General features: G+C 56.4%; 20 protein-coding genes. 10 read left to right on the forward strand and 10 right to left on the reverse strand.

What is annotated here, in order from left to right; genetic code table 11:
- Positions 1–247 precede the first annotated feature (247 nt).
- Positions 248–463: a hypothetical protein gene (locus tag CEE69_RS00630; RefSeq protein WP_099258626.1), complete on the forward strand. Its 216-nt coding sequence runs from the start codon at positions 248–250 to the stop codon at positions 461–463.
- Here the strand turns inward: CEE69_RS00630 and pyrE are convergent, their stop codons facing one another.
- Positions 464–1045 (reverse strand): orotate phosphoribosyltransferase, encoded by a 582-nt coding sequence (gene pyrE, locus CEE69_RS00635; protein WP_233214461.1) that lies wholly within the window; start codon positions 1043–1045, stop codon positions 464–466.
- A gap of 205 nt (positions 1046–1250) precedes the next feature.
- Between pyrE and CEE69_RS00640 the strand changes: the two genes are divergently transcribed.
- Together CEE69_RS00640 and CEE69_RS00650 are read left to right on the forward strand one after the other, a co-directional pair.
- The gene (locus CEE69_RS00640; protein ID WP_099258628.1) at positions 1251–3209 is read left to right on the forward strand and encodes a hypothetical protein; all 1959 of its coding nucleotides are present in this window, start codon (positions 1251–1253) and stop codon (positions 3207–3209) included.
- 325 nt (positions 3210–3534) lie between these two features.
- Positions 3535–6057: a heavy metal translocating P-type ATPase gene (locus tag CEE69_RS00650; protein ID WP_099258630.1), complete on the forward strand. Its 2523-nt coding sequence runs from the start codon at positions 3535–3537 to the stop codon at positions 6055–6057.
- A gap of 154 nt (positions 6058–6211) precedes the next feature.
- Here the strand turns inward: CEE69_RS00650 and CEE69_RS00655 are convergent, their stop codons facing one another.
- Both CEE69_RS00655 and CEE69_RS00665 read right to left on the reverse strand, forming a co-directional pair.
- Positions 6212–6721: a transposase gene (locus tag CEE69_RS00655; RefSeq protein ID WP_099258631.1), complete on the reverse strand. Its 510-nt coding sequence runs from the start codon at positions 6719–6721 to the stop codon at positions 6212–6214.
- Positions 6722–7442: 721 nt separating this feature from the next.
- Positions 7443–7742 (reverse strand): MTH1187 family thiamine-binding protein, encoded by a 300-nt coding sequence (locus tag CEE69_RS00665; protein WP_099258633.1) that lies wholly within the window; start codon positions 7740–7742, stop codon positions 7443–7445.
- A gap of 311 nt (positions 7743–8053) precedes the next feature.
- On the opposite strand from CEE69_RS00665, the gene CEE69_RS00670 reads away from it, so the two are divergent.
- Positions 8054–8599 carry an FKBP-type peptidyl-prolyl cis-trans isomerase gene (locus CEE69_RS00670; protein ID WP_099259178.1) on the forward strand — a complete coding sequence of 182 codons (546 nt, stop codon included), beginning with the start codon at positions 8054–8056 and terminating at the stop codon, positions 8597–8599.
- A 131-nt stretch (positions 8600–8730) separates the two neighbouring features.
- Here the strand turns inward: CEE69_RS00670 and CEE69_RS00675 are convergent, their stop codons facing one another.
- The 3 genes from CEE69_RS00675 to CEE69_RS00685 are packed head-to-tail and all read right to left on the reverse strand — an operon-like array spanning position 8731 to position 12782.
- Positions 8731–10833, reverse strand: coding sequence for an FAD-dependent oxidoreductase (locus CEE69_RS00675; protein WP_099258634.1), 2103 nt, complete (start codon positions 10831–10833; stop codon positions 8731–8733).
- A 48-nt stretch (positions 10834–10881) separates the two neighbouring features.
- Entirely contained in the window at positions 10882–11295 is a 414-nt protein-coding gene (locus CEE69_RS00680; RefSeq protein ID WP_099259179.1) for a (2Fe-2S) ferredoxin domain-containing protein, read from the reverse strand.
- Positions 11292–12782 carry a sulfatase-like hydrolase/transferase gene (locus tag CEE69_RS00685; RefSeq protein ID WP_099258635.1) on the reverse strand — a complete coding sequence of 497 codons (1491 nt, stop codon included), beginning with the start codon at positions 12780–12782 and terminating at the stop codon, positions 11292–11294. The genes CEE69_RS00680 and CEE69_RS00685 overlap by 4 nt, the downstream gene beginning before the upstream one ends.
- 220 nt (positions 12783–13002) lie before the next feature.
- Here CEE69_RS00685 and CEE69_RS00690 point away from each other — a divergent pair, with 220 nt between their 5' ends.
- Both CEE69_RS00690 and CEE69_RS00695 read left to right on the forward strand, forming a co-directional pair.
- Positions 13003–14457 (forward strand): sulfatase, encoded by a 1455-nt coding sequence (locus CEE69_RS00690; RefSeq protein ID WP_099259180.1) that lies wholly within the window; start codon positions 13003–13005, stop codon positions 14455–14457.
- 138 nt (positions 14458–14595) lie between these two features.
- A complete protein-coding gene (locus CEE69_RS00695; protein ID WP_099259181.1) occupies positions 14596–15663 on the forward strand; it encodes a transporter in 1068 nt (355 codons plus the stop codon).
- A gap of 22 nt (positions 15664–15685) precedes the next feature.
- On the opposite strand, the gene CEE69_RS00700 is transcribed toward CEE69_RS00695, so the two are convergent.
- The 4 genes from CEE69_RS00700 to CEE69_RS00720 form a co-directional block, all read right to left on the reverse strand.
- Complete coding sequence (locus CEE69_RS00700) at positions 15686–16441, reverse strand: class I SAM-dependent methyltransferase (protein ID WP_099258636.1); 756 nt, start codon at positions 16439–16441, stop codon at positions 15686–15688.
- Positions 16438–17685, reverse strand: a complete 1248-nt coding sequence (locus CEE69_RS00705) for a DUF3419 family protein (RefSeq protein ID WP_099258637.1) — start codon at positions 17683–17685, stop codon at positions 16438–16440. Before CEE69_RS00705 ends, CEE69_RS00700 begins: the two co-directional genes overlap by 4 nt.
- 48 nt (positions 17686–17733) lie before the next feature.
- Complete coding sequence (locus CEE69_RS00710; protein WP_099258638.1) at positions 17734–18630, reverse strand: UDP-2,3-diacylglucosamine diphosphatase; 897 nt, start codon at positions 18628–18630, stop codon at positions 17734–17736.
- Positions 18631–18919: 289 nt separating this feature from the next.
- A complete protein-coding gene (locus CEE69_RS00720; RefSeq protein ID WP_099258640.1) occupies positions 18920–20557 on the reverse strand; it encodes an alginate export family protein in 1638 nt (545 codons plus the stop codon).
- Between the two features lie 717 nt (positions 20558–21274).
- Here CEE69_RS00720 and CEE69_RS00725 point away from each other — a divergent pair.
- The 4 genes from CEE69_RS00725 (at position 21275) to CEE69_RS00740 (ending at position 26024) form a co-directional block, all read left to right on the forward strand.
- Positions 21275–22894: a CmpA/NrtA family ABC transporter substrate-binding protein gene (locus tag CEE69_RS00725; protein WP_099258641.1), complete on the forward strand. Its 1620-nt coding sequence runs from the start codon at positions 21275–21277 to the stop codon at positions 22892–22894.
- Between the two features lie 81 nt (positions 22895–22975).
- Entirely contained in the window at positions 22976–24091 is a 1116-nt protein-coding gene (locus tag CEE69_RS00730) for an ABC transporter permease (protein ID WP_099258642.1), read from the forward strand.
- Positions 24088–25086 carry an ABC transporter ATP-binding protein gene (locus CEE69_RS00735; RefSeq protein WP_199169766.1) on the forward strand — a complete coding sequence of 333 codons (999 nt, stop codon included), beginning with the start codon at positions 24088–24090 and terminating at the stop codon, positions 25084–25086. Before CEE69_RS00730 ends, CEE69_RS00735 begins: the two co-directional genes overlap by 4 nt.
- 89 nt (positions 25087–25175) lie before the next feature.
- On the forward strand, positions 25176–26024 hold the full coding sequence (locus CEE69_RS00740) for an ABC transporter ATP-binding protein (RefSeq protein WP_099258643.1): 849 nt from the start codon (positions 25176–25178) through the stop codon (positions 26022–26024).
- Positions 26025–26034: the final 10 nt, after the last annotated feature.

The raw sequence follows: 26034 nt of genomic DNA on the forward strand, positions 1-26034 counted from the left end.
CTGCGGAAGATTGGCCGCCGTGCTCGCACCAGTTTCCACAACGCAACCGGGCTCAACGGCCGGCGGCGAACTCATGCAGTTTGAAGTGATTTGCCCTGCTTCTTGATCCGTGACGAACGCCCATTCGAGTCGGGATTTGTTACGATGCTCGCCATCGCTGAGTCGTTCCGCCGAACCCATTTGGTGTGATCGACGAAGGCACTGATTCCGTTTCGTTCTTCTTGAAAACCGCTTCCTGGAAACCCTCGTGCAACAAGTCAAACTTTTCAAAGGCGTGGATTCCGAATTGCCTGAACTCGAACGGCAAATCAATCGCTGGATTCGCAAGAGCGGTGCTCGGGTGCTGTCCATCAACGGGAACCTGGCACCCGCACCGGCCGCAGGCACCGGCCCGATGAACTCGTTCGCGGCCGGTGACGTGTTGATCATCGTGCACGTCGAGATCGACGCACCCGCGAGCTGATCAGGGTTCCAAACCGAAGTCGCGAATCGTCGTCAGCGTTTTCAGCTCGAGACCTTTCTTGGCGAATGCTTCCGCACCGCCGGCCAATCGATCGATGATCGCGAGCACGTAAAGGACTTCCAGTCCGAATGCTTCGACCGCCTCAACGGCTTTCAAAGCACTGCCGCCGCTTGTAATCACGTCTTCCACGATCACCACTTTCTGCCCGGGAGTCACGGGGCCTTCGACTTGTTGTCCCATTCCGTGGCCCTTGGGTTCCTTGCGAACCATGAACCCTTTCAGGTCCACGTCGTCACCACCGGCGAGGGTCACGATCGAGGCGGCGATCGGATCGGCACCGATGGCCATTCCGCCGACCGCGGCGGGCATCACGCCGGATTCCTTCGCGTTGTCGAGCACGACGTCCAACATCGCTCGTCCGATCAAACAAGCTCCCTTGGGGTGCAACGTCACGCGGCGGCAGTCCAGGTAATAGTTCGCCTTTTTCCCGCTTGCCAGCGTGAACTCACCACGCTGCAAAGCTTCGGTTTCCATCAAGGCGATCAACGGGGCGAGGTCACGATTGGCCGAGTCAGACGACATCCAAGAATTCTCCAACGGGAAAGTGAGCGGTTCAATCGGAACGAATACCACAATCGCTGCGATTCAGACACCCGCCGCAACCGATCTCAGCCGCTCAACCACACGTTGGATCGGATTGCGATGCCAACCGGGGCCTTGCGTGTGACCAACACCAGCTAGAATACCCACTTCACTCAACCCGCATATTCTCTCGTCAGCGTGCTCCATGCCATCCTCTGTTCTTCACGGCTCCTTTCGTCTCGTGGTTGCGATCGCCTTGGTCGGTGCATCGACTTGCGTGAACCAGGCTCGCGTGATCGCAGATGAAACAACTCAGTGGTTGCAGCTGATCGAGCAGTCGAAGTCCGAACTCGACGCGAACCGATTGCCGTCGGCCGAGGAAACCGAAGCGGATGTGGTGGCGTCGATGGATGCCGCGGAAGCGTTCTTTCAACGCGTGACCGATCCATCCAATCACGACGCTTGGATGAAGTTCTTGGATTTCGGTCCCCTGCGATCCGCGATCGAAAACAACGAATCGGTTGCCAAGCGAGGCAACGCCGCCGTCGAACTTTCCCAGCGACTCAGCGGCCCCGAAGAAGGTCTCGAGCTTTCTCGTTTGATTGCCTTGCGAGATTCGGTGGATCGATACCTGGCTGCCCTACGTTATGGCGATCCCAAACGCGGCCTCGCCGTGATCGACCGACAACTGACAACTCTGAGCGAAATTCTTTCGCCCAACGAAGACACTGAGGAAGCGGACGGATCGGCGCCGAGATCGCTCGCTGATCTGTCCGGCGAAGAGGTCGCACGAATCGAATCCATCGTCGACGCACTCGCCGCGGCCAATCAAGCCAGCGGTTTAGTTTCCCGAATCACCGGCCGCTATTCATCGCCCAACCTGCGTGCGTTTGTGGACGGCCGCGTGATTTCCGACGCCATCACCCGTCCGGTCAACAATCCCGAGCGAGTCAATGATTGCTTGCTCGGCACACGCATCATCGGCGACGCGAGAGTTGTTGGAAATGTCACCGGTTCACTGTTGCCATCCGAAGGCAACGTTCGATTGTTGATTCGTCTTGATGGACAGTTTTCAACGTCAACGAAAGGCTACAACGGGCCGGTCACTCTGCGATCATCCGGCTTCGGTCAGGTCTACGCGGCTCGCCAATTGGTCATCACTGAAAAGCGAATTTTCGCGGGCGAGCCAATCGCAACCGCCAGCCTTTCGACGCAGATCAATCAAATCAATCATCCGCTCAAACTCGTTCGCAAAATCGCTTCCAAGAAAGCGGCCGAGATGAAACCGCAGGCCGAAGCGATCTCTCGCAAGAAACTACAAGATCGAGTGCTGGAAGGCTTTCGCGAACAAACCGACGAAGCATCCACTCGCACCTTTCCCGACCTCGATGCCAAGATGAGCCCCTGGCTGCGTCGCTTGGATCTGCCCGCTCCTGTTCGCACGATCGGTTCCACCACCGATGCCGTGCATGTGCGAGCGACCATGCGTCGTCCGTTTGGCTTGTCCGCTCCCGGCGAAGCCCCTTCGCTATCAACGGTTCGCACCGCGTCGTCGCCGGGAACTTACCCGGGCGGATACAGCGCCGCGGTTCAGGTGCACGAGAGCATCCTCAACAACACGGTGATGAAGTTGTTGGCCGGCGACACCTTCACGCCTGAAAAGCTGCGTGACCTGACCAGTTCGTTTGGAATCCCGTCAGACAAGAACGACACCACCGACGAAGCATCCGCTACCAACGAAGAGCAACCCGAGAGCTTTGAAGTCGACTTCTCCGGATTTCGTCCGGTCTACTTCGAGGCTCGCGATCAAACGCTTCGCATTGGCTTGCGTGGCGACCGTTTCGCTCAAGGTGACCGAGAGCTGGACCGTCGACTGGAAGTTTCCGCGGCGTATCGTCCCGCGATCACCGAAGACGGCCGAATGATGCTGGTTCGCGACGAAGAGATCGACCTGAAGTTTCCTGGCGGTCGGCGATTGACGATGACCCAAACCGCGATCAAGGCCAACATCGAGGAAGGATTCGACAAGCTGTTCCCAATGACGCTGCTGCATCGCGAATGGACGCTGCCTTCGACGCTGCAACTCCCCACCCTCGCGGGACGCTCCGCCAAGGTCATCGGCATCGACGCCCAAGACGGCTGGCTCACCATCGTCGTCCGCTAGCCATCACCGGCACGCTGGTCCTCCAACACCACGCGACACCCTAGCCCGTACGATGGTCTTCCAAGACCGTCGACACACTCTGACTCGTACGATGGTCTTCCAAGACCGTCGACACACTCTGACTCGTACGATGGTCTTCCAAGACCGTCGAAACAATCTCACTCATACGATGGTCTTCCGAGACCGTCGACACAATCTCACTCGTACGATGGTCTTCCGAGACCGTCGAAACACACCTCGACCGTCTCTGACGGCAGTCGCACCCAGAACAGCTGGAATGGAAATTGCGTAAGGTGATGGGAGAACTCCTTCCCAAGCCAACGCAATGAATCCCACCGAAACCCAAGCCATCGATCCCGTTTGCGGCATGTCGGTGGCCCCGTCGACCGCACTCTCCAGCCAACACGACGGGCGGACATTCCACTTCTGCTGCGCCGGCTGCCAGAAAAAATTCGAGGCTGATCCGGAAGGCGTGTTGAGAGCTCGCGAGCAAAAAGACTCCAACGCAGCCCAGCCCGAATCGTCCTGCTGCAACACGACCGAACAAGACGCACCCAAACTTCACACCCTCTCCGGGAAGGCTGGGCAAAGCGACCACAGTCATCACCCTCCCTCCGGGAGGGTCGAACAAAGCGAGGGGAGGGCCGAGCACACCCCTAGCGACACCTCCACCTGCTGCGGATCCCATCGAAAATCCCCGGCCAGCCAAGCTGCCAACCCCGACGCGGTCTACACCTGTCCGATGCACCTGGAGATCGAACAGGTCGGACCGGGAGATTGCCCGATCTGCGGCATGGATCTCGAACCCAAATTCGTCGACCCATCATCGAACGCAGACGAAGCCCAATACAACGACATGAAACGTCGGTTTTGGATTGGTGTTGCATTGTCAGTTCCGCTGCTGATCCTTTCCATGGGCCCTATGATCGGCCTCCCAATCGGCCGCTGGATCCGCCCGAACATCGAAGGCTGGCTGCAGTTCGCCCTCGCGACGCCGGTCGTTTTCTGGTGCGGATGGCCGCTGCTTGTTCGAGGTGCCAAATCGTTCCGGTCCTGGAACCTCAACATGTTCTCATTGATCGCGTTGGGGTCGCTCGCCGCGTTTGGTTTAAGCGTGCTCGCTGTCTTGGTGCCCGACTGGATCCCCGCGGCCTTCTACGATGCCGACCGGCCACCTCTGTACTTCGAAGCCGCCGCCGTGATCATCACCTTGGTGTTGCTCGGCCAAGTCCTCGAGCTGCGCGCTCGTCAACAAACCGGCGGTGCGATTCGCGAGCTGATGCAACTCACGCCTGAGATCGCTCATCGGATCGAAGGCGAATCCGAGCAGGATGTTTCGCTTGATGAAGTTCAAACCGGCGACCGGTTGCGAATTCGACCGGGCGAGAAGATTCCCGTCGATGGCGAAGTCATGAGCGGCTCGTCCCGAGTTGACGAGTCGATGTTGACCGGCGAACCCGTTCCAGTTGAAAAGAACAAAGGCGATACGCTGACCGGTGGCACGCTCAATCAATCCGGTTCGCTCGAGATGACAGCCACCCAAGTCGGCAGCGACACGGTCCTGAACCGGATCGTGCAAATGGTCGCCGACGCGCAACGAAGCCAAGCCCCAATTCAGAAACTCGTCGATCAAGTGGCCCAGTACTTTGTGCCAGCCGTCATCCTCAGTTCCATTCTCGCGTTCATCGTTTGGTCAATGTTTGGCCCCGAACCTTCGCTGGCTTACGCGTTCGTTTCCGCCATCGCCGTTTTGATCATCGCGTGTCCGTGTGCACTTGGATTGGCGACGCCGATGTCCGTGATGGTGGGCGTCGGTCGCGGTGCCAAAGAAGGCGTGCTGATTCGCGACGCAGAGATTTTGGAAATCATGGAAAAGGTTGACACGATCGTCGTGGACAAAACCGGAACGCTCACCAGGGGACGTCCCGCCGTCACCGCTATCGAACCGCACGGCGAATGGAGCGAACCCGATGTTCTGGCCATCGCGGCCGCGGTGGAACAGTCCAGCGAACACCCGCTTGGTCGTGCGATCGTCGAACACGCAGACTCCATCGACACTCAAAAACGTGTCGCAAAAGATTTTCAAAGCACAACCGGAAAAGGCGTGGTTGCTCAGGTCGATGGCAAACAGGCTGCGATCGGCAACCCCAATTGGTTGTCCGATTTGAATGTGACGGGCTTGGACGCTGTGCACGATCAAGCGGAACAGCACCAGGCGGACGCAGCCACGGTGGTCTACGTCGCTATCGATCGCTCGCTCGCCGCCATCATTGCCATCAAAGATCCGATCAAGCCGAGCACGCCCGATGCGATCAAAGCCCTGCACTCACTGGGACTGCAAGTTGTGATGCTGACCGGCGACGCTCGATCCACCGCCGAGGCCGTGGCGCAACAACTTGGGATCGATGACTTCCGAGCCAACGTGTCACCGGAAGCCAAGCACGACTTCATTCAGCAACTCAAGCAAGAGGGCAAAACCGTCGCGATGTGCGGCGATGGCATCAACGACGCACCGGCTTTGGCGGCGTCCAACGTCGGCATCGCGATGGGAACGGGAACCAGCGTCGCGATGGAGTCAGCTGGCGTGACCTTGGTCGGCGGCGATCTGAGAGGCGTCGTGGCCGCGAAACAACTGAGCCAAAAAACGATGCGAAACATCCGGCAGAATCTCTTTTTCGCGTTCGCCTACAACGCTTTGGGAATCCCCATCGCGGCCGGACTGCTGTACCCCTTCTTCGGAATCTTGCTCAGCCCCATGCTTGCCGCTGCCGCCATGAGCTTCAGCAGCGTCTCCGTCATCGGCAACGCCCTCCGACTCCGCACCATCCAGCTGAACGCACCGAACTAAATTGATGACGAGCCTTAGGCTCACGTTCGGAGTGGGAAACGCGGCACGCGGCGTGTCGCGTCTGACTCTGTTAGCGGCAGGGCGCAAGCCCTCCGGTTCCGCACGCAACCACCAAACCGACGTCGGACTCACATTGCTGAGTCACAACGCTGAGTCACAACGGGTTCGCACTCGAACCGCCTGCGTCTTGAGCTTCCGACGCGTACATTGTCGCAGCCGCAAGCGAATCCTCATCAAACAAATATCTCACACTCCCCTTCCGCGTCCACCAGCGATCACGCACGCATTCTTCAGCGACACCCAACTGACGCTCACGTTCTTTCATCCGCCGCTTGCCCCACGACTTCAATTGATCTCGAACCTTCTCACCGTCGTAGTTCGGTGCCGTCACAACAACATGACAATGGTTGGTTCGACAATTGACAGCGTGCAAATACCAACACCGCTTTTCGCAATGTTCGCGAACGACGGATTCGATCATTGTTCGCTGCTCTGGTAACAAAATGACTGTCGAATCAACCATCTGGCCACGACACCAATTCGCGAGCCGAGGTTGTGGCACCTGGTCCCCGCGATGCCACTTGGTCCAGCCGCGATCATCACCTGGCATCCAGGCTCCATAGCACGTCCAAGTCAAAAAGAATGCAATTGGGTCGTCTTGCAACCTCAAACTCCTCGTGCGATGAGCGGTTCAGTTCGGACACCTGCTTCACTGTTCGGCGTTTCCAGCGCGAACCGTACGGTGCCGCTTGGATTCTACCCAACAATACGAGAACTCGTTTCCTGCCGCGCGGATCGTTTGGTACGTCAACCGGAAGTATGCAGCACGGCACCGGGCGGCTTGCGCCACTCCGCTAACAAAATCCCACTCCCTTCAAGTCTTCGGTCAACCAAATCCCCACCCCTGCTAGCGGTAGGGCGCAAGCCCTCCGGTTCCCACACGGCAATCCAGCATGCACTTTCACCGTGACACGATGCGCTGCCAGATCTCCGTCACTTCGTTCCGTAATCCGGCCTACTCGACTCGCGCACACCATTTGTGTTCCGGCATGACTCTAGATCTTCTCCTTGAAGCCAGCGTGCTGTCACCGTGGAAGCGGACTCGATATTACATGCAACGAAACAGGCGACGGCATTGTCCCATGTTTCGTCAGTCGACCAGTCTTCCAGATCGACCGAGATGTTGCCTCCTAAGTCCGTGTCAATCCACGCGTGCCGATTTGGAAAATCAACGCTTTGAAACGATAGTGTTGTGAGACCACACTCCGCACGATTCGTCTCTCTCACGCCGACCTCACCGCGCAACGCGGACTGAAGTTCGAGCATTGGTTTAGATTTCGGAATAAACACAATTCGTCCAATTCCCTCTGCTCCATTGCCTGGTTCTAAAGTTTCTTCTCAACCACGCTGTTGATTTTGTCTTGCATGGTTTGCTCGCGGTCGGTGCGGCTTCCGACTTTGATGCTGGTGGTGATTCGTGGGGCACCGATCGCGTGCACACGTTCGTGGCAACGTTTGATCGCAGCGAAAACTTGGTCCCAATCACCCTCGATGTTCGTGCCGTAGGCGTGAAGCTGGTGTTCCAACCCGGCTTCCTGCAGCACTTTCTGGCACTCAGCGACATACTTGCCCACCGAAACTCCCACGCCCATCGGGACGACGCACAAATCGACAATGACTTTCATCTCGTTGAAATCCCTCGTATTCGGTCCGGGTCGGTTGATCGACCTCTGAGTTTAAAGGCTTGTACTGAGTTTAGACGCTCGCATGGGGAGTGGCAGTGGCCTCATCACGTGCACCTCTCGCCGTCACGCTCGATCCAAGCATTCGAAAATTCGGTTTCTGACAGACTGCCGAATGATCGCAGCGACCTCGGAAGAAGATCGGACTTTCGAGATTTGCCCGCTTTCGCTAACGTCCAAACGGAATTCCAGAGTTAGGTTCATCTCCGACGGGTTTGTCGGATGAATGCAGGATGCAAGACCGGAGCGGAAACATGAAAACTTGGTTACCAGGCTGTCTATTGGGCCTGCTGTTCATCGCTCCGGCGTGTCGATCCACTGCGCCAACCAGCCCACCCATTGTGCCGGAACCAGACTTCCCGGTTGCCCAGGATTCCGCACCAGCGCAACGAACGTCCATCTCGTTCCTGGACAAGCCTGAACTTCAAGCGGACACGGGCCCGATGGACGCGAGTCCCGCGCCGGACTTCTCGGAAACGGACTCCGGGCTGAATTACCGGGTGCTGCGTCATTCCGATGGCAGAAAGCCGACGGCCGCCAGCACCGTGACCGTCCACTACCGCGGTTGGCTCGACAACGGAAAAGAGTTCGACAGCTCCTACGAACGAGGCGAACCGACAACCTTCCCCTTGGGAAGCGTGGTCGCCGGATGGACCGAAGGATTGCAACTCGTTGGTGAAGGCGGAATGATTGAACTGTGGGTTCCCTCCCACCTCGGCTACGGCGAACGTGGTTCGCCCGGATCCATTCCCGCTCACGCGCACCTTCACTTCATCGTCGAACTTGTGAGCATCGACTAAGCGGACAAGCGTGATTGCTTGGTGTCAAACCAATGAACGGTTTTGGCGTTCGCCACTGATCCACAAGGGAACCGTAGCCAACGCCAAACGGCCAAAACCGAAAGTCTCTGCCGCATCTGCTCCGTCCGCCCTCAGTCGCTCTTGCCTTCTGCGAGGATAAACTGCACCGCGTCAGCGATGACGTAGCCATCCGAATCGGCGTTTCGGACTTCCACGATCGCGTTCGTGCCAAACTCAAACTCACCCAGCTTGGCCCGGCCGCCGGACTTCGCATCGCGTTGATCCACTCGCACCTCATGGTGTTCTCCCGCGGCGTCGGTGATCTTCACGAATGCGTTTGTGGCTCGATTGGAATGCACCGGCCACAGCAAGTTCACATGGTAGCGTCCTGGTTGCTTTAGCTTGGCTTGATACACCGCAACGCATTCGCCCTTGCTGGCGTTGTTGTCGTGCACGTAGTTCAATCCGACTCGATTGCCTGACGAACTGCTGGTCATCCAACCGCCTTCCGTTTTCGCTTGCGAGTTGTCGACCACAATCCCATCGAGCGACTTCGGATCGATCCCGGGTTTGGGTTTCGGGCCGGTGTAGGACAGCACTTGCTCGTCTTCCACCAAACGCTTTGCCAGCCGTTCGTAGTCGACGTCCTGAACTGCGACTCGATCATCGATTGCCATGGCTGCGGCGGTCGCAGATGTTTGACCAAGCACCATAAAAACGGGCTCCATCCGGATCGACCCGAAGGCGATGTGTGATGCCGACAGACAAACTGGCACCAATAGATTGGACACCTCGCGTCGCTTGGGGACGAGAGATCGGTAGCTGATACCGTACGGCGGGAAACCTCCGACCTGGACATCGCCTTCGTTGCGGACCTGGCCTTTCTCGTCCACATAGCGTTGCTGGTTGTGCGAATCCATTGTGTAGGCCGCCAATCCGATCGGATCCTCGACCGCCAGACCCTGACAATTGCCCTGGGTCATCACGTACTCACCTACCATTCGTCGTGCCTCACGAATGTAGAGCTGATCTTGCCAGCCGTTGCCCGCTTCGAACTCATCCTTGCACATGCCCCACCGAGACACTTGATTGCGGACGTTTTCTGGGATGCGTGGGTGGTTAGCCAACGTCCACATCAACCCTTGTTGATACAGTCGATGCTCCGCGACGATGGCCTCGCGTTCTTCGTATGTGGCTTCGGGGTAATCATAGTTTTGGCCAATGAAGTCGGTTGAGAATCCCAATCGGTTGTTGGTGTCGGTTTTGCGATTCGGCATACCAGAATTGATCCACGGCGCCGCGTTTTCACCCGCCTCGTAGTTGCGAAGCATCAGTTCGTACCACAGCGGTTGATAGCCCTCTGGTTTATGAAATGGGATGCGGTTTTTCGGGTGATCGGTCAGACACATCCGGAAGCAGTAGGCTTGCACACGATGATCAGCGGCACCTTCTTCCCCCGGCCCGTTCGGATCGATGTGTGGAAGCAACCCGCTGCTTGAGTCACCAGGGACAACGTAGGGATCGATGCCTTTTCGCAGTTGGTGATGAATCGCCATTTTGGTCTGCACCCCGTTCAGCGTTTCGCCGTACTGCTCGTTGGCTTCTCGGCCAATCGTGTAGCTCACGCCAGCGGCGGCCAACAAATCGCCTTCATAGGTCGCATCGATGAACATGCGAGCCCGATAGGTTTCACCGGATTCCATCCGAATAGCAATGATTCGAGCGGGCAGGCTGCGGGTCATCATCAACGAAGATCGATCCAACCGCTTTCCGTAATCAACACGAATACCGTCTCGCTCGATCCAGTCTTGATAGATTGACAACGCCGCGCTGGGTTCGAACGTCCACATGGCAGCTTCTCCGGCAGCAGTTTTCGACTGGCCACCACCGCGATACTCTTCCGCTCGCTGAAACTTCCACGCCGCGGCATCTTGGTAGTAGGACGAGATGTCTTCGTAAAACTCTCGAGCGATGCCACCGATGGCCGCTTTGTTGCCGATGTCGGTTTGCCCCAAGCCACCCGTCGTCAGTCCGCCGACACGTTGACTCGGTTCAATCACGATCACGGACTTGCCCATCCGCTTGGCCTGCACCGCAGCTGCGATTCCAGCCGATGTGCCGCCGTAGACGATCAAGTCCACCGGTTCAGAATCCGCAGCTTTGGCTGGCATCGACCATACGAACAGCAGCAGCGTCAGTGAAAAACAGAGGTTCGATCGTGGTGTCAATCTCATGCAAACGTCCAAGGAGAGGGGCATCAAGGAAGGTTCGAGTCATTCCGTTCAGGGAGCTAATTCATTGCGAGTGAAGCAATGTTCTTCGACGACTTCGCCGCCGATCAGATGTTCTTGGATGATGCGTTCGAGCACCTCCGGCGTGCAGTCGCGATACCAAACGCCATCAGGATAAACGACCGCGATCGGCCCGGCGGCACACACCTGCAAACAATTGGCCTTGGTGCGAATGACACTGGCATTGGTACCGACCAACCCAAGTTCCTTGAGCCGCCGTTTGAGGTAGTTCCAAGATTCCAAGCTGGCGTCTTTGTCGCAGCACTTTGGTTTGGTTTGATCCGCGCACAGAAACAAATGCCGCTTTGCCGATCGGATGCCAAGCTTGCCAGCGATCTCTTGCAAAGATTCGGATTCAACCAAGTCGTTTGATTCTTGTGAACCAGAGTTGGGGTCTGCGGTCATGGGTTTTCCTTCGATGACGTCGATGGCTCGGGCCGTGGTTCCCAAGCGCCATAGTGTTTTGCGGATTGCCCCGACCAATATGGCGACGATCCCCACAGCGGCACCGTCGTCAGCATCGATTCCCACGCCCCCAATTCTCGAAACAGTTCGCTCATTCGTTCGGGATGTTTCGCCGACAAATCGTGACATTCAGACACGTCGCTGGCGACATCAAACAACTCCGCGGGTCGATGCGACGGACGTAGCAATTTGTCCGCGCCGTCCAAGATCGCGGCTTGCCCCTGCAATCGCCAATACAAACGGCGAGGCGGCTCGCTACCGTCGACCAAGTGAGCCGTCATGTCGATTCCGTCGTGCGTTCCGACCAACCGGTTCATTCGCTTTCGATTCGATGCATCCTCGTGTGACATCGGATCGGCCAAAGGCAGCGGTTGCGTGCCCGCGGCGGAACAAAACGTCGGCAGCAGATCCAGCGAACTCACCACGCCGTCGTAACGTTTTCCGGCGGGGAACTTTGCTGGCCAAGTCCAAATCATTGGCACGCGAATTCCGCCTTCGCGCATCGAACCTTTGACACCACGAAGCGGGCCGTTCCAACTGCCGTTGTTGGTTGCACCTCCGTTATCAGAAAAGAATACCAGCAGGGTATTGTCCCATTGGCCGGTCTCTTCCAAGTGGTTTCGAATTCGGCCGACACCTCGATCCAGTGCGAACATCATCGCAGCGTAGGTTCGTCGCTTCTTGTTTTCGATATTTGCAAAGCGAGCCAAGTCCGCTTCCGTGGCATGCATCGGCGTGTGCGGTGCGTTGTAGGAAAAGAACACAAACCACGGTTGGTCCGGCGTGTCAGCTTCGTGCCGGTCGATGAACCGCAATCCTTCGTCGGTGAAGAAATCTGTCAGGTACTCACTGGAGAAGTCCTCGACTCGCTGGCCGTTGCATTCGATCGAGTGCTTCATCGTGGTGGGAAAGTAATGATGACTCCCGGTGAGCATTCCACAAAAGTGATCAAAGCCGCGGAGGTTGGGATGGTGCATCTCTCCCATTCCCAGGTGCCACTTCCCGATCAATGCGGTCGCGTAGCCGGCGGCACTCAGATGATCACCCAGTGTTCTTTCGCTCGCTGGCAATCCCAGCAACTCCGGCCGAGTCGCATAGCTTGCGGATGATGCATTCAAGTTGCCCTCGTAGCCAAAACGCCTTGGATCACGTCCGGTCAACAAACCGGCTCGCGATGGCGAACACACGGAACTGGCCACATAGGCTTGCGAGCACAACACGCCGGATGCGGCAAGCCCGTCCAGGTTCGGTGTTTGCAATGTTTCGCTGCCCATGCACCCCATGTCACCGTAGCCCATGTCGTCCGCCAAAATCACCACGATGTTCGGCGTGGCTGACTCAGCGGCAATGGATGTTTCGGCGACGAAGGCCAAACACAAAGACAGCAAAAAGAGACGAGAAACCGCGGCTAGAAGGGTCGCTGGCATGATGAATGGAGGCGGGGTTCGATCAGGAAGGCGGGGAGGAAGGAGAGCCACAGTCTATTTGACACTGGGCCTCGAACCCAAGATGCTAGCGGCTCCAGCGACAAAGAAGGCAGAAAACATCCCGCCCGTCCGCTGTCGCTCCACAAGCGTTCATGTTCTTGCAACAACGCCTGTGCCCCACCGCGTTTCGACGCACCACCCCACCACAAAATCGACCGAGATGCCTGAGCCAACCTTTCTCTCAAGGGCCGCCGTTACCGTTCTCTGTATCGTCGCGTTGGCACCCGCCTTCGCCACAGCAGAAACATCCAATCGCCCTAATATCCTGTTCATTCTGGCGGACGATTTGGCTTGGTCCGACTTGGGCTGCTACGGGCATCCATGGCACGACACTCCGCACTTGGATCGATTGGCATCAGATGGGGTTCGCTTCACCCAGGCCTACTCGCCCGCGCCAATTTGCTCCGCTTCCCGAGCGTCCATTTTGACCGGCAAGACGCCCGCTCGATTGCACTTTGAGTTTGTTACCAAGAATGAACCAGGACAACAAAAGATTGATTTGCCGACACTGCTGTCCGCTCCGCCGCTGACGTTGAACCTGCCGCTCGCCGAGCGGACCATCGCCGAATGCTTGAACGACGAGGGCTACCAAACCGCGTTCTTTGGCAAGTGGCACGTCAGCTCGCATCATCAACGTTACTTGGGTTGGAGCCCCACGCACGGACCCAAACAACAAGGGTTTGAGGTCGCCGAAGAAGACTACGGCGCACACCCATACAACTGGAAACGTTCACCAGTCGAACCGATCACCGAAGTCGGCACATTCGCACCCGACTCGATGGTTGACCGAGTGGGCGACTTCCTTCGAAAGCAACACGATCGCCCGTACTTCGCGATGGCGTCTTCGTTCTATGTCCACACTCCCGTTCGCACTCCATGCCGTTGGTTGCGAGAAAAGTATGACGCTCGTGTTCCCTCGAATTCTAAGAGGCGTAAGAACCGAATCGAGTACGCGGCTTTCTTGGAAACGTTTGACCATCACGTCGGGCAAATCCTCGAATCGCTCGATGCGTCCGGACAAGCCGACCAGACCATCGTGGTTTTCTACTCCGACAACGGCGGGCATCCCGAGTACACCGCCAACGCTCCGCTGCGAGGTTCCAAGTGGAACCTGTATGAAGGCGGCATTCGTGTGCCGATGATGGTTCGTTGGCCGGACAAGATCGCAGGTAAAACCGTGAACGATCAGCCCGTCATCGGGTACGACTTGCTGCCCACGATGATCGACTGGGCCGGCGGCGATCCGCCGGAGTGCGATGGCGAAAGCATTGCGACTGCGATGCATGGTCAGGCCAAAACGACATCTAACGAACGCTCGTTGATCTGGCACTTTCCGTATTACCATCCCGAGACCGGCTTCGCCAAAGCTCCGGATTCAATCGGCGTTGATGATTTCACAACCAGCCGGACTCGTCCGCAGTCGGCCATTCGCCGTGGCCGGTACAAGTTGCTCCAGTTCGCGGAGGACGATCGCGTCGAACTCTACGATCTCGACACTGACATTGGCGAGCAGAATGACTTGTCCAGCGAGCAGCCTGATCTCGCTGCGAAGCTTCGACAGGAACTGCAGGAAACGCTCACTCGGCAAAACGCTCGCTTTGCCACAGCCAATTGACTCATCCGATCGCCGGTATCCAACCCGCATATTGCCGTCAAACCTTGCGGCCATTGCGGGTTCTACGTGCCGATTGAATCGAACAATGGCAGCAATCTGAATCTTCCGATTGAACCGAGTATCCCCAACATTCCCAGGATGCTCGATATGCGTTTGTGTTTCACGGCGACCACAGTCTTTCTCGCTTTGTACTCCACCATTGCCCACGCAGATTCTCCCGGCCGGAAAGATTTGGCGGACAAGCACGCTCCCGCCGGCATCATGGGCGATCACTTGCACGATAAAGGCGAGTGGATGGTCGAGTACAAGTACATGGTTATGTCGATGGAAGACAATCGCATCGGCGAGAACACGATCAGCGATCAAGACGCGATTGGTCCGGCAGGGCCTCCACCCGGCATCATCGTCGAAGGCATCCAAACCAACGCCGGTGCCACCCCCACGCAGATGACCATGGAAATGCACATGGCACACATCATGTACGGGGCATCGGATGACATCACGCTGTACACGATGCTGATGATGCCGGCGTTGACGATGGACCACATTCGCGGCGACGGAAACCCAGCCGGCCGGGGCGGCGAATTCACAACCCACAACAGTGGCTTTGGTGACACGTCGTTCGGTGCGTTGCTGCGGCTCTACAGCACCGACTCGCAAGACTTCCTCGTCAACCTCGGATGCTCCGTCCCAACCGGCGACATCTATCGCGAATCCACCGCACCGACCAACGGCATGATGTCCCAACCGTTGCCGTACCCCATGCGACTCGGCAGCGGCACGTTCAACGCTCGTCCAGGAGTGACCTGGAAATACTTCCGCGATTGGTGGAGCGGTGGCGTCCAGTTCCAAACCGATTTGCCAATCGGTCGCAACTATCGTGGGTACAGCGTCAGTGATGAGTTTCGCTTGAACTCCTGGACCAGCGTTCTGTTGACCGACAATTGGTCCGTGTCGCTCCGCGGTGAACACCTGTGGCGCACGGACTACGACGGCGCCGACTCTTCGGCCGACAACCTGTTGATTTCCACCAACGTCGAAGAATTCCGAGGCGGTTACTGGTACAACCTCGGCATCGGCACCCAGTTGATGGCCCACGGTCACTACTTCAACTTCGAGTTCGTGCCGACCATTGCACAAGACCTGGACGGCATCCAACTGGAAACCGATTACTCCGTCATCGCCAGTTGGTCCAAGGCTTGGTAAGAGAACGAAGCAACTTCGCTCCTCAGTTGGCTGGTTTCCGACCGAGGAACAAATAGTACGGTGCCTTGATGAGCGGCATGTAGGGAACGCTTCCCAGCCGTTCATCACAACGTTCGGTCTCGAATTGGCGGTTGAGCATCGCCAGATGATCGCTGGACAAGTAAACGTTGTCCGACGCGAACCAGAGCGACCAAAACGTTCGCCGCAGCCAACCGTGTTGACGCCTACCCGACGCAGCGTGTTTTCGCGAAACGTGAAAGTCCGTCACGGCGATGGTTCCGCCGGGCTTGAGGATTCGCCGAGCAATCAAAACGCTTTCGAACCAGTCCGGAATCATCGTCAGTGAATACGAAAACGTGACGACATCAACGCTGTTTTCAGGCAACTCAAACTTGGTCGCATCAGCATGATGCAGCGTCACATTCTTGAGCTCATGATCCTCAATCCGCTCCGACGCGACCTTCAACAGCGATTGTGAAAGGTCGACCAAGTGAACTTCGGAAAGCGACTTCGACTGTTCTTCCACCGAGAACAAGTTGTGCCCGGTTCCGGCACCGAAATCGACCCAGACACCATCGTCAGGGAAGTCCACCCACGACATCAATTCGGATCGCCCGTGCAGCAACTTCGCTCGAAACGAATCGTAGTGGGAAGCTTGCCCTTCGTAGAAACTCTCGAGCCGTTCGCCATGTGTTTTGCCACGCACGGGACGAAACAGCAAATGCCAAAGGACTTTCAGATCGTCGAGACGTGAGGTGGGTTTGACAGCCTCACTCATGCCGCCACTCCAGCCGATTCGGTCGTTGCGTCAGTCTCACCCGCCATGCGACCAAACAAATCGGCGATGTAGAAACTGCCATAGGTGTGGACTCGATCTCGAGCGTGCAAGGAAGTTGCCAATTCATCGTGGTAGTGAAGCAAGTCGCCCAGTTGAACTTGACTACCTTCGTGCTGCAACATCAGAGGATTGACAAAGTCGACCGCCAAGGCCGCGCTTCGCCACAAAACGCGAGCGTCGGACGTGGCACGATTCAGGATGCTCTGCCACTCCGATGCCAATAACTCGGGATAGCGGTCGTACAACCAGTCCATGTGATCAAGCAACACGAAGCGTGAAATTGGCTGATCATGCTCAGTCAAGAAACCTTCGACCGTGTTGGTGTGCGTTTGAACGCGATCAACCAAACCGCCCTTCAACGTCTCGAAGTTTTCCTCTTTGAGATATTCCGGGCAGCATTCGGGCGTGTAGCTGCCCGTCAGATAGACTCGCCAGAAGTAGTTGTCACGCAATGGGAGCGTTTTGAAAACCGCTTCGATCCGGTCTTGGATGAACCCGCCAATGCCGCCGGGATAGCATTGATCGAGTTGGTTGCGCTGACTGCGTGGGACACCGAGCATCGCCAGCGTCGTGTCTCGACGCAAAGCCCAACGGAGCGGTTTGCTCCAGAGCAACCGGTTGATGTCGCGTTCCTGGTAGATCTCACGCTGCTGATCTACCGATTCCGCTTTCAGCAGTTCCGCGATCGCTTCCTTCAAACCGGCAGGCCGCTTCAGGTAACCGTTGACCAACCAAGCAAACAATCCTGACGTTCCGCGAAAGTAGAAGCTTTTACGGCGGGAAGTCCCGTCAAAGAAGTCCAAACGACGATCCCAAATCGATCGCACATCCTCAGTCAGCGAGCTGCGAACGTGATTGTGATACAGCGATTGCCAATCGGCGTGGTAGCCGCGGCCAAACACGTCAAAAAAGTCTTGGTATTTCAATGTGCGTATTGACGCACACTTCAATTCCAACAATGCGTTTTGTAACGGGTTCATATCGACGGCGTGCACCGACCTGGGTGACTGCAGTGCATAGTCCAGAGCATTGCACCCTGCGGACGTGATCACGAGAACGGAATCATCTGGTCCCAGCGAGAGTGCTTGGCGGTCGATGCGGGGGTCTTCCCAGCAAGTGTTGTAGACGAGGTTCTTTTGGTGAACGACTTTGAAGCACTTGTTGCCGAGCCAGTTTGCGACCATGCGAGATTGACTTTCGTTGTGATGGAAAAACTTGGAATGTTCGATGCATCAAGCGGCGTAACCGCTCGATGACGTCCCGGCACCTGCCGCGACGAGTTCTCTTTCTTCGGTGTCCGTCGATGCTTCTTCGTGGAAGGTTCGACTCATAGGCCCGCGTTGAGCTGGAAGACGAAGAAACAGATCCTCGTCATAGCGTCGGACCAAATGCAGTTGGCCATCGTGGCGTTCGACCAACCCGGTGCAGTTCTCAACCCAATCTCCCGTGTTGCAATACCACATCGCATTGCCCTTCACGATGTCGGGCGTGTGGATGTGACCGCAAATCACTCCGTCGCAATCGTTTTGTCTGGCATGATTCAGAATCTTGCTTTCGAACCCGCTGACAAACCGAATCCAGCGTTTGACGCGATCTTTCAAAACGGAACAAACGCCGTGCGGATTGCGATCACGATGCTGCCAAGTTTTGTGATACCAACGGTTCAGGCAAAGACAGGCGTCGTAGATCGTCGTCGTCCCCTTGGACAACCACTGAGCGTTGTTTTCGACGCAATCAAAAAGGTCACCGTGCGTGACCAAAAACTTCCAGCCGGCGACCGTTTCCAAAACGAACTCGTCTTCCACTTCAAACCGCGGCAGCGTCGCCAAGCATCCCGCACGGAAGGCGGGGTTGCGAAGAAAAGCGTCGTGGTTGCCGGAGACGTAGTGAATCTTCGTACCTCGTTGAGCAAGGCTGATCAGGTGAGCGACGATGTCGTCACACACGCTCGACCAATGCCATCCCGTGTTGATCTTCCACCCGTCGATGAAGTCGCCCACCAAATACAGTGAGTCGGGCTGAAATTCGCGAAGGAACGCGAGAAACTCTTCGGCACGCGAATGCTTCGATCCTAGATGCACGTCGCTTACCAAGAGCGTCCGGACCGGTGTCGGGGCGGGCCGCTGCATACCAGCTTCCTTGGCTTGGAAGGATTGGAAACGGTCGCCCCCTGCTCGAAGAAGTCCATCTTTGAGCCACTGGGATGCAATCCAATGCTGAACGACCGTCACTTGAAACTGAATTCGAGCGAAGAGTATCAGGCGAGTGTGACGTTCTTGTTAACGCCCGATGCGGGTTGCAGGAAACTTCGAGTCTCCACCGCAACCGCATCTCTCGGATTGTCACAGCGCAAAAAAAATCGCCCGATGGATTACATCGGGCGATCGAATTCGATTTCCAATTTGTGACAAACGCGACTTAGAATCGCATTTGATACTGGAAGTAGAAAAAGTCTGCGTCCAAGTCTTGCACGCCAGCGGTCGTGCTGTAGTACTTGCCAGAATTGAAGTGCGAGTACCCAACCAAAGCACTGTTGCGTGGGTTGAGCGCGATCTGGAACAAGACGTCAATCTCGTGCCCGAGTTCGCGATCGCCCGCGGCGTTGCCAGGGTTGCTTGGATTCATCACAACATTGAACGGAGTGGTTTTCTCGTCCAACATGAAGTAGTGGTACCAAAGAACCAACTTGACCTTGTCGCCAAAAATTGGCGTGATGAACTGAGCGTTGACGTCGTGGATGTTACGACGTCCGAACAAGTCCATGAAGCCCAAGTACTTGTGGGCCAGCGGGAACATGTGGTCGAAACCATCGCCACCGCGAAGTTCGTCGTCGCCACCCGAAGCGTAGTCGTACCAGAACCAGAGGGTCGGTTTCCAGTCGCTCGTCATTGCAACTTGACGTCCCAAACCACCGGTAAAGAATCCGGCGCTGTGGTCGGTTCCGTCGCTGTTGGTTCCGAACTGCGTTCCGCCTTCGTACTCGTACATCCAGTTCGAGTCCGTCTTGCCAACGATTCGGCTACCGATCGTGTGGTAATCAAAATTGGTGGTGTCGTTGTTGAGGCCGAGGTAGTAGTTTTCCCACTGCCCCAACCAAGTGTCTTTGCGGGTCATGTACGCACCAAAGAACTGAACATCTTGATTCGTGGCATCCCACTTGTCTTCGTAGGCCGCGGTGCGTTTCACGGGGTGGGTGTAGAACGCATCGATCGAACCGTCTTTGTTTGCGTAGGTTGCACGCACACCATCAAAGGTACGACGAGTGTTGGCCCAATCCAATGGCGAGATCAAACGCTGAGCACCCAACAACAACTCTTGGCGACCACCGCGAACAGACAAGTTGTCCGTCAACTGAGCTTCCAGGAACAGGTTCTGAGCTTCGCCACGATTCTCTTCGATTGGACGGTTGTTGAACAACTCTCCGCCCGAGTCCGCGTAAAGGTACTCACCGTAGAACCGAAGGTTGTCCGACAAACGCCAGTTCGCAAACATGCGGTAGCGGGTCAGCCAAAAATTGTCGTCGTTGCCGGTGATGCCCAAGCCACGGTGATTGTTTTCGTTGTGATAACGAACTCGTGCTTCACCACCGACGTCCAACGTGCCGTTGAGCAATCCCTTCAACGAGTCGCCGAAGAACGAAGGGCCGTCGTAGCAAGGATCATTCAAGTAGCTGAAGTCGTTGGCATAAAAGACGCCTTGGTAGGCACCTTTCATTTTTGCCATCGCGGCTTCTTTCTTTTTCTTCGTGCAGCATCCGTTTGCGCAGCAAGTGCATGGAGCTGAATACGAAGCGTAGGGGTCCGAGTAAGCGGACGAGTCCACGACAGGTTCAGCGATGGGTGATTGTGGTTCAACGATCGAGGAAGCCGAAGATGCTTCGCTCGGTGCCGTGGGGGAAGGACCGGGTTCGGTCAGTGCCCCTGAGCCCTGTTGAACGACGAGGACCTCAACCGGTTCGAGACCGGAAGTGTCTTGAGCTTGAACGTGAGTGGAAAGGGCTGCCGTTGCGATCGTGATCGCACTGAGCAAGCGACGTTTCCATTTGCGTTGGGACATGGCGTTGTATCTCCTTCATGGAGTTGATTGAAAATTCGGATCATCCGGATCGAGTTGGATCGTCTTGCTTCCTTCCGCCTGAGATAAAGGAAACGCAATGAATCAAAGATGAATCGGAATCAACATCCAGAACTTCATAGCGACCCATTTTGGCTATCGGCGCATTCAAAGTGACGCTGCATCGCCAATCGCTGAGTGTTTCAAGATGCACCCACATCAATCACGCTCAAACGTTGCAAAGGTCAAAGTCGACCAGCCCATGCACCTTTGCAGTTCTCGACTCAGTCCCAACGGAATGCCGGCTTCTATGGGAACCATCCGACCGCCATTTCGCCCGCGAATTGGCGACTGCGGAGGCATTCGGACCGATAACCACTGTTTAAGAATGGGCATCCAATCCCGTCGCATGCTCACCACGATCGGATATTTTCGGCCCCTCAACACGGTTGCCTAATCCACGTGCAGCGAGCCGCGTGAGTTGCTGAAACCTTACGCACCTCGCTCCGAGACGAACTTTTTCGAAATGCTCGCAACAGCAATTAAGCGCCGCGTTTTCACACTAGGCCCCCTTCAAAGGAACCCTCGCACCCAAAGGGAACATTCGCTCACTTCGCGCCCGTGCATCCGGCATGACGCTTGCGAACCGTTAAACCTGCATCACTGATGCCACTTTATTGCACATGGTTTCAGCACTCATCTCGCAGGACGGTTTTCCCCATGCCAATTTGCCCCTCCAGCTTCTGCCTTGAATCAGAAAGCGTCCCGTTCACTCAGTCGGAATCCGACGCTTCTTCGCGAGCCGAACTGGCTCCGGTTCGCCAATCGGTATCACTGAAACAATCGGCAGGATCAACTCGGGCATCGTTCATCGCGACCTCCGGCAAACTCGCGTTGCTCGGTTTCGTTGCTCTCTCGGGCATGCTTACCGGATGCAGCGACTCAGGGGTCACGCTTGAAGATCTCGAAGCCGCCGCGGCGAAGGTGGACATTAGCAAAATCGAAATCGACGCGGAGCCTTCTGATTCCGCCGTGATGCTTGACTTGGAAAAGTCAGACCTGACGTTTGGCTTCATCAAGCTGACTGACTGTGCCCCATTGGTGATCGCCAAAGAGAAGGGCTACTTCGACGACGAGGGATTGAACGTCACGCTGGACACCCAGTCGAACTGGAAGATCCTGCTCGACAACGTCATCAATGGGCAACTCGACGGCGCCCACATGTTGGCCGGTCAACCCATCGGTGCCACCATCGGCGTCGGAACCAAATCACCAATCGTGACCGCGTACAGCCTGGACTACAACGGCAATGGCATCACCGTCAGCAACGAAGTCTGGGCACAGATGCAGGAGAACGACCCCGCACTGAAAAGCCCGACACCGAAACACCCCATCAGCGCCGCAAGCCTGAAGCCGATCGTCGAAGAGTACCTGCAAGATGCGGGTGAACCCTTCCCGATGGGCATGGTGTTCCCGGTCAGCACACACAACTACGAGATTCGATATTGGTTGGCTGCATCGGGGATTCATCCGGGGATGTACACCGAGTCGGACATCAAAGGATTCACCGACGCACAAGTGAAATTGTCGACTGTGCCTCCGCCACAAATGCCACAAAACTTGGAAGCGGACATCGTCAAAGGTTACTGCGTTGGCGAGCCTTGGAATCAAAAGGCCGTGGTGACCGGCATCGGTGTCCCGGTGACGACGAACTACGACATCTGGAAGAACAACCCCGAGAAAGTCTTCGGTGTCACCGAGGAATGGGCAGAGAAACATCCGCAGACTCACTTGGCCGTGATCAAGGCTCTGATTCGCGCCGGCAAGTGGCTGGATTCCACCGACGAGTCCGGCAAATTGGTCAACCGCGAAGAAGCCGTCGAGATCCTCAGCCGCAAGGACTATGTCGGTGCGGAAAAGGAAGTGATCGGCAATTCGATGATGGGCACGTTTATCTTCCAATCCACGGACGTTCGCGAAATGCCTGACTTCAACGTGTTCTTCAAACACGAAGCCAGCTACCCGCACTACAGCGACGCGATTTGGTTCCTGACGCAAATGCGACGCTGGGGACAAATCACCGAATCCAAGCCTGCCAGTTGGTACGCCGACACGGCGAAGAAAATCTACCGTCCTGAAATCTATCGCCAGGCAGCCGAGCTTTTGATCAGCGAAGGCAAGTTGGATCCGAACGAGATTCCGGCTCCTGACTACGACGGCTATCGCGCGGTCACGACCGAGTTCATTGACGGCAATGAATACGACGCGAAAGACCCGATTGGCTACATCAACAGCTTCGAAATTGGCAACAAGGATGACGAGTCCTTGGCCAAGAAATAGCTGCAACCGCCGGGTTCGCAGCAGCCCGGCGTCTTCCTTCTTTTTGCATTCAATCCCTCACGATTTCTGGACATATCCCCGATGAACTGGCGTGGCAATCTTCTCCGTTTCTGTGACGTGGCCGGTCTTCCGATTCTTGAGCCGTTCGTTCGCTTGGCAGCAGGCGAGGACAAACGAGAACAGTGCATCGGAATCGCCAAGTTCATCTTGCTGCCTATCGGGGCAGTCTGCGTGTTCCTTTTGTTGTGGGCGGGAGCCGCTTCCAACGTCGTGACCGACAGTGCCAAACTGCCAAGCCCTCAAGCGACTTGGGCCGCGGGCAAGCAACTGATCGGGATGCACTACGATCAGCGTGCAGCTGACAAAGCTGCCAAGCAAGCAAAGTTGACCGAAGCAGTTCAGTTGTTGGCCGAGTCAAACGCTTACACCGCTGCTGCGGCCGAGGCCTCCGGCGAAACACAAACACTTCTCGAAAACAAATCTCTGGCGCTGAAGAAGCGAGCCGTCACGGCCGCCAACTTCACGCCGTCGAGCGCCCCAACATTCATCGACCAGATCTGGACCAGTGTCAAAACCGTCTTCTTCGGCTTCTTCCTGGCCACGATCGTTGCGGTTCCCGTCGGCGTTCTTTGCGGGATGAGCCCCTGGTTCAACGCCGCCATGACACCGTTCATTCAGATTTTCAAACCGGTCAGTCCGCTGGCTTGGCTGCCTTTGGCATTCATCGTCATCATGTGGTACTACGCCGGTTACTCCAGCGGTGAAACGTTCTTCAACAAAGCTTTTTTGATCTCAGCGTCGACCGTTTGCCTGTGCTCGCTGTGGCCCACGTTGGTCAACACGACGCTTGGTGTCGCCAGCGTTGACAAGGACTTCATCAACGTTGCCGACGTGCTGCGACTGTCTTGGTGGCAACGTTTGACCAAGATCATTTTGCCCGCCAGTTTGCCCCTGATGTTTGCGGGAATGCGAATCAGCCTGGGCGTCGGTTGGATGGTTTTGATCGCCGCCGACATGCTGGCTCAAAACCCAGGTCTTGGGAAATTCGTTTGGGATGAATTCCAAAACGGAAGCGAACTGACCTACGCACGCATCGCCTTCAGCGTGATCGTTATCGGGATGATTGGATTGGTCTTGGACCGGATCATGATCTTCTTCCGCAACTTGGTCAGCTTTGGCAATCCATCCCCTGTTTGATTTTGGATGTCTCGGTTTCTTCTCTTTCATCATCCATGGGTGCAAACATGAGCACGGTTCTCGAAACAACGCCAACGATCAAACGACGACCTGTCTCGTCGGCTCCTAAACCCATCCTTCAAATGCGAGGCGTTTGCAAAGGGTACGGCAGTGGAGTGACACGCAACGAAGTCCTGCAGAACATCAACCTCAACGTTCGCGAAGGCGAGTTCTTGGCGGTGGTTGGTTTCAGCGGCAGTGGCAAAACGACGTTCACGCAGTTGCTGGCTGGATTGATCGCTCCTGATCAAGGCACCATCACCATGAATGACGAGCCCATCAAGGGCCCGTCCCCAGATCGAGGAATGGTGTTTCAAAATTATTCGCTGCTGCCTTGGCTGACCGTTCGTGGCAACATCGCTTTGTCCGTCAACGCGGTCTTCAAAGAATGGTCGCGTGAGCAACGCCGCGAACACGTCGAGAAGTTCATCGACATGGTCGGACTCAGCCACGCGGCGCATCGCCGGCCGCATGAGTTGTCCGGCGGGATGCGTCAACGAACCAGCCTCGCTCGGACGTTGGCACTCAAACCCAAAGTCTTATTGCTCGACGAACCACTGTCCGCACTCGACGCACTAACACGCGGACAGCTCGGGGATGAAATCCTGAAGATCTGGAGCGAAGAAAAGCAAACGTGCGTGATGATCACCAACGATGTCGACGAAGCCATCATGGTCGCCGATCGCATCGTGCCGCTGAACCCGGGCCCCAACGCTTCGCTTGGACCCGTGTTCACGGTTGGCATCGATCGCCCTCGCAACAAGACCGAACTGAACGACAACGAAGAGTTCAAAGGGCTTCGCAACGCCGTCACCAACTACTTGGTCGCCGTTCGTCAAAAGGCACGCCGAGATGAGTCGGCAGCCAACCCAACCAAAGCGTTCCGATTGCCCGACATCGAACCCTCCGACCTGACACGTCCGACGCGAGCCGTCTTCAACACCGGTCCTCGCTAGTCGTTCTGATTCGTGGTGCGTTCGCTTCGGCAACGCCCCCACCGTTGTGAATCCCCAACACTTTCACCTTCCAAAACACTGAACCGAACATGCGCGGCTACGTTGAAATGTTCCGTCTCGGCAAGACATACGACACCCACAATGGGCCGGTCGTGATCGTCGAGGAATTCGATCTCAACCTTGAAAAGGGCGAGTACGTTTCACTGCTTGGTCACTCCGGTTGCGGCAAGAGCACGGTGCTGACCATGGTCGCCGGACTCAACCCAATCACCACGGGCGGAGTCGCCATCGATGGTCGCGAAATTGATGGTCCCGGCCCCGATCGCGGTGTCGTGTTTCAATCACCATGTTTGATGCCATGGATGACGGCACTTGAAAACGTGATGCTGGGTGTGAACCAGGTTTATTTGCAAGCCAGCAAGAAAGACCGTCGCGATTTGGCTTCGTACTATCTCAACCTCGTCGGCCTCGGCAGCAACCTGCACAAACGAGCCAAGGATCTCAGCCAAGGCATGCAACAACGCGTCGGCATTGCCCGAGCGTTTGCGTTGCGACCGAAAATGCTGTTGCTCGACGAGCCTTTCGGCATGCTGGATTCACTGACGCGAATGGAATTACAAGAGATCCTCCTGGAGATCCTGATTCGCGACAAAGTCACCACGGTGATGGTCACGCACGATGTCGACGAAGCGCTATTCATGAGTGATCGCGTGGTGATGATGACCAACGGTCCACGCGCCAAAGTCGGTGCCATCTTCAGCTTGCCGTTTGATCGCCCACGCGTTCGGGCCGATGTGCTCGATCACCCGGAGTACTACGACTTTCGCGGCAAGATGATTCAGTTCTTGGAAGACCAAGACCACAAGAAGCTGAAAGCCGATGCGGAGAAACGGGCCAAAGCCCAAGAAGAAGAACTCGCAACCGCCAGTGCCACATAAAGGGTTGCCA

This window comes from Rhodopirellula bahusiensis, from assembly GCF_002727185.1.
Taxonomy (GTDB): domain Bacteria; phylum Planctomycetota; class Planctomycetia; order Pirellulales; family Pirellulaceae; genus Rhodopirellula; species Rhodopirellula bahusiensis.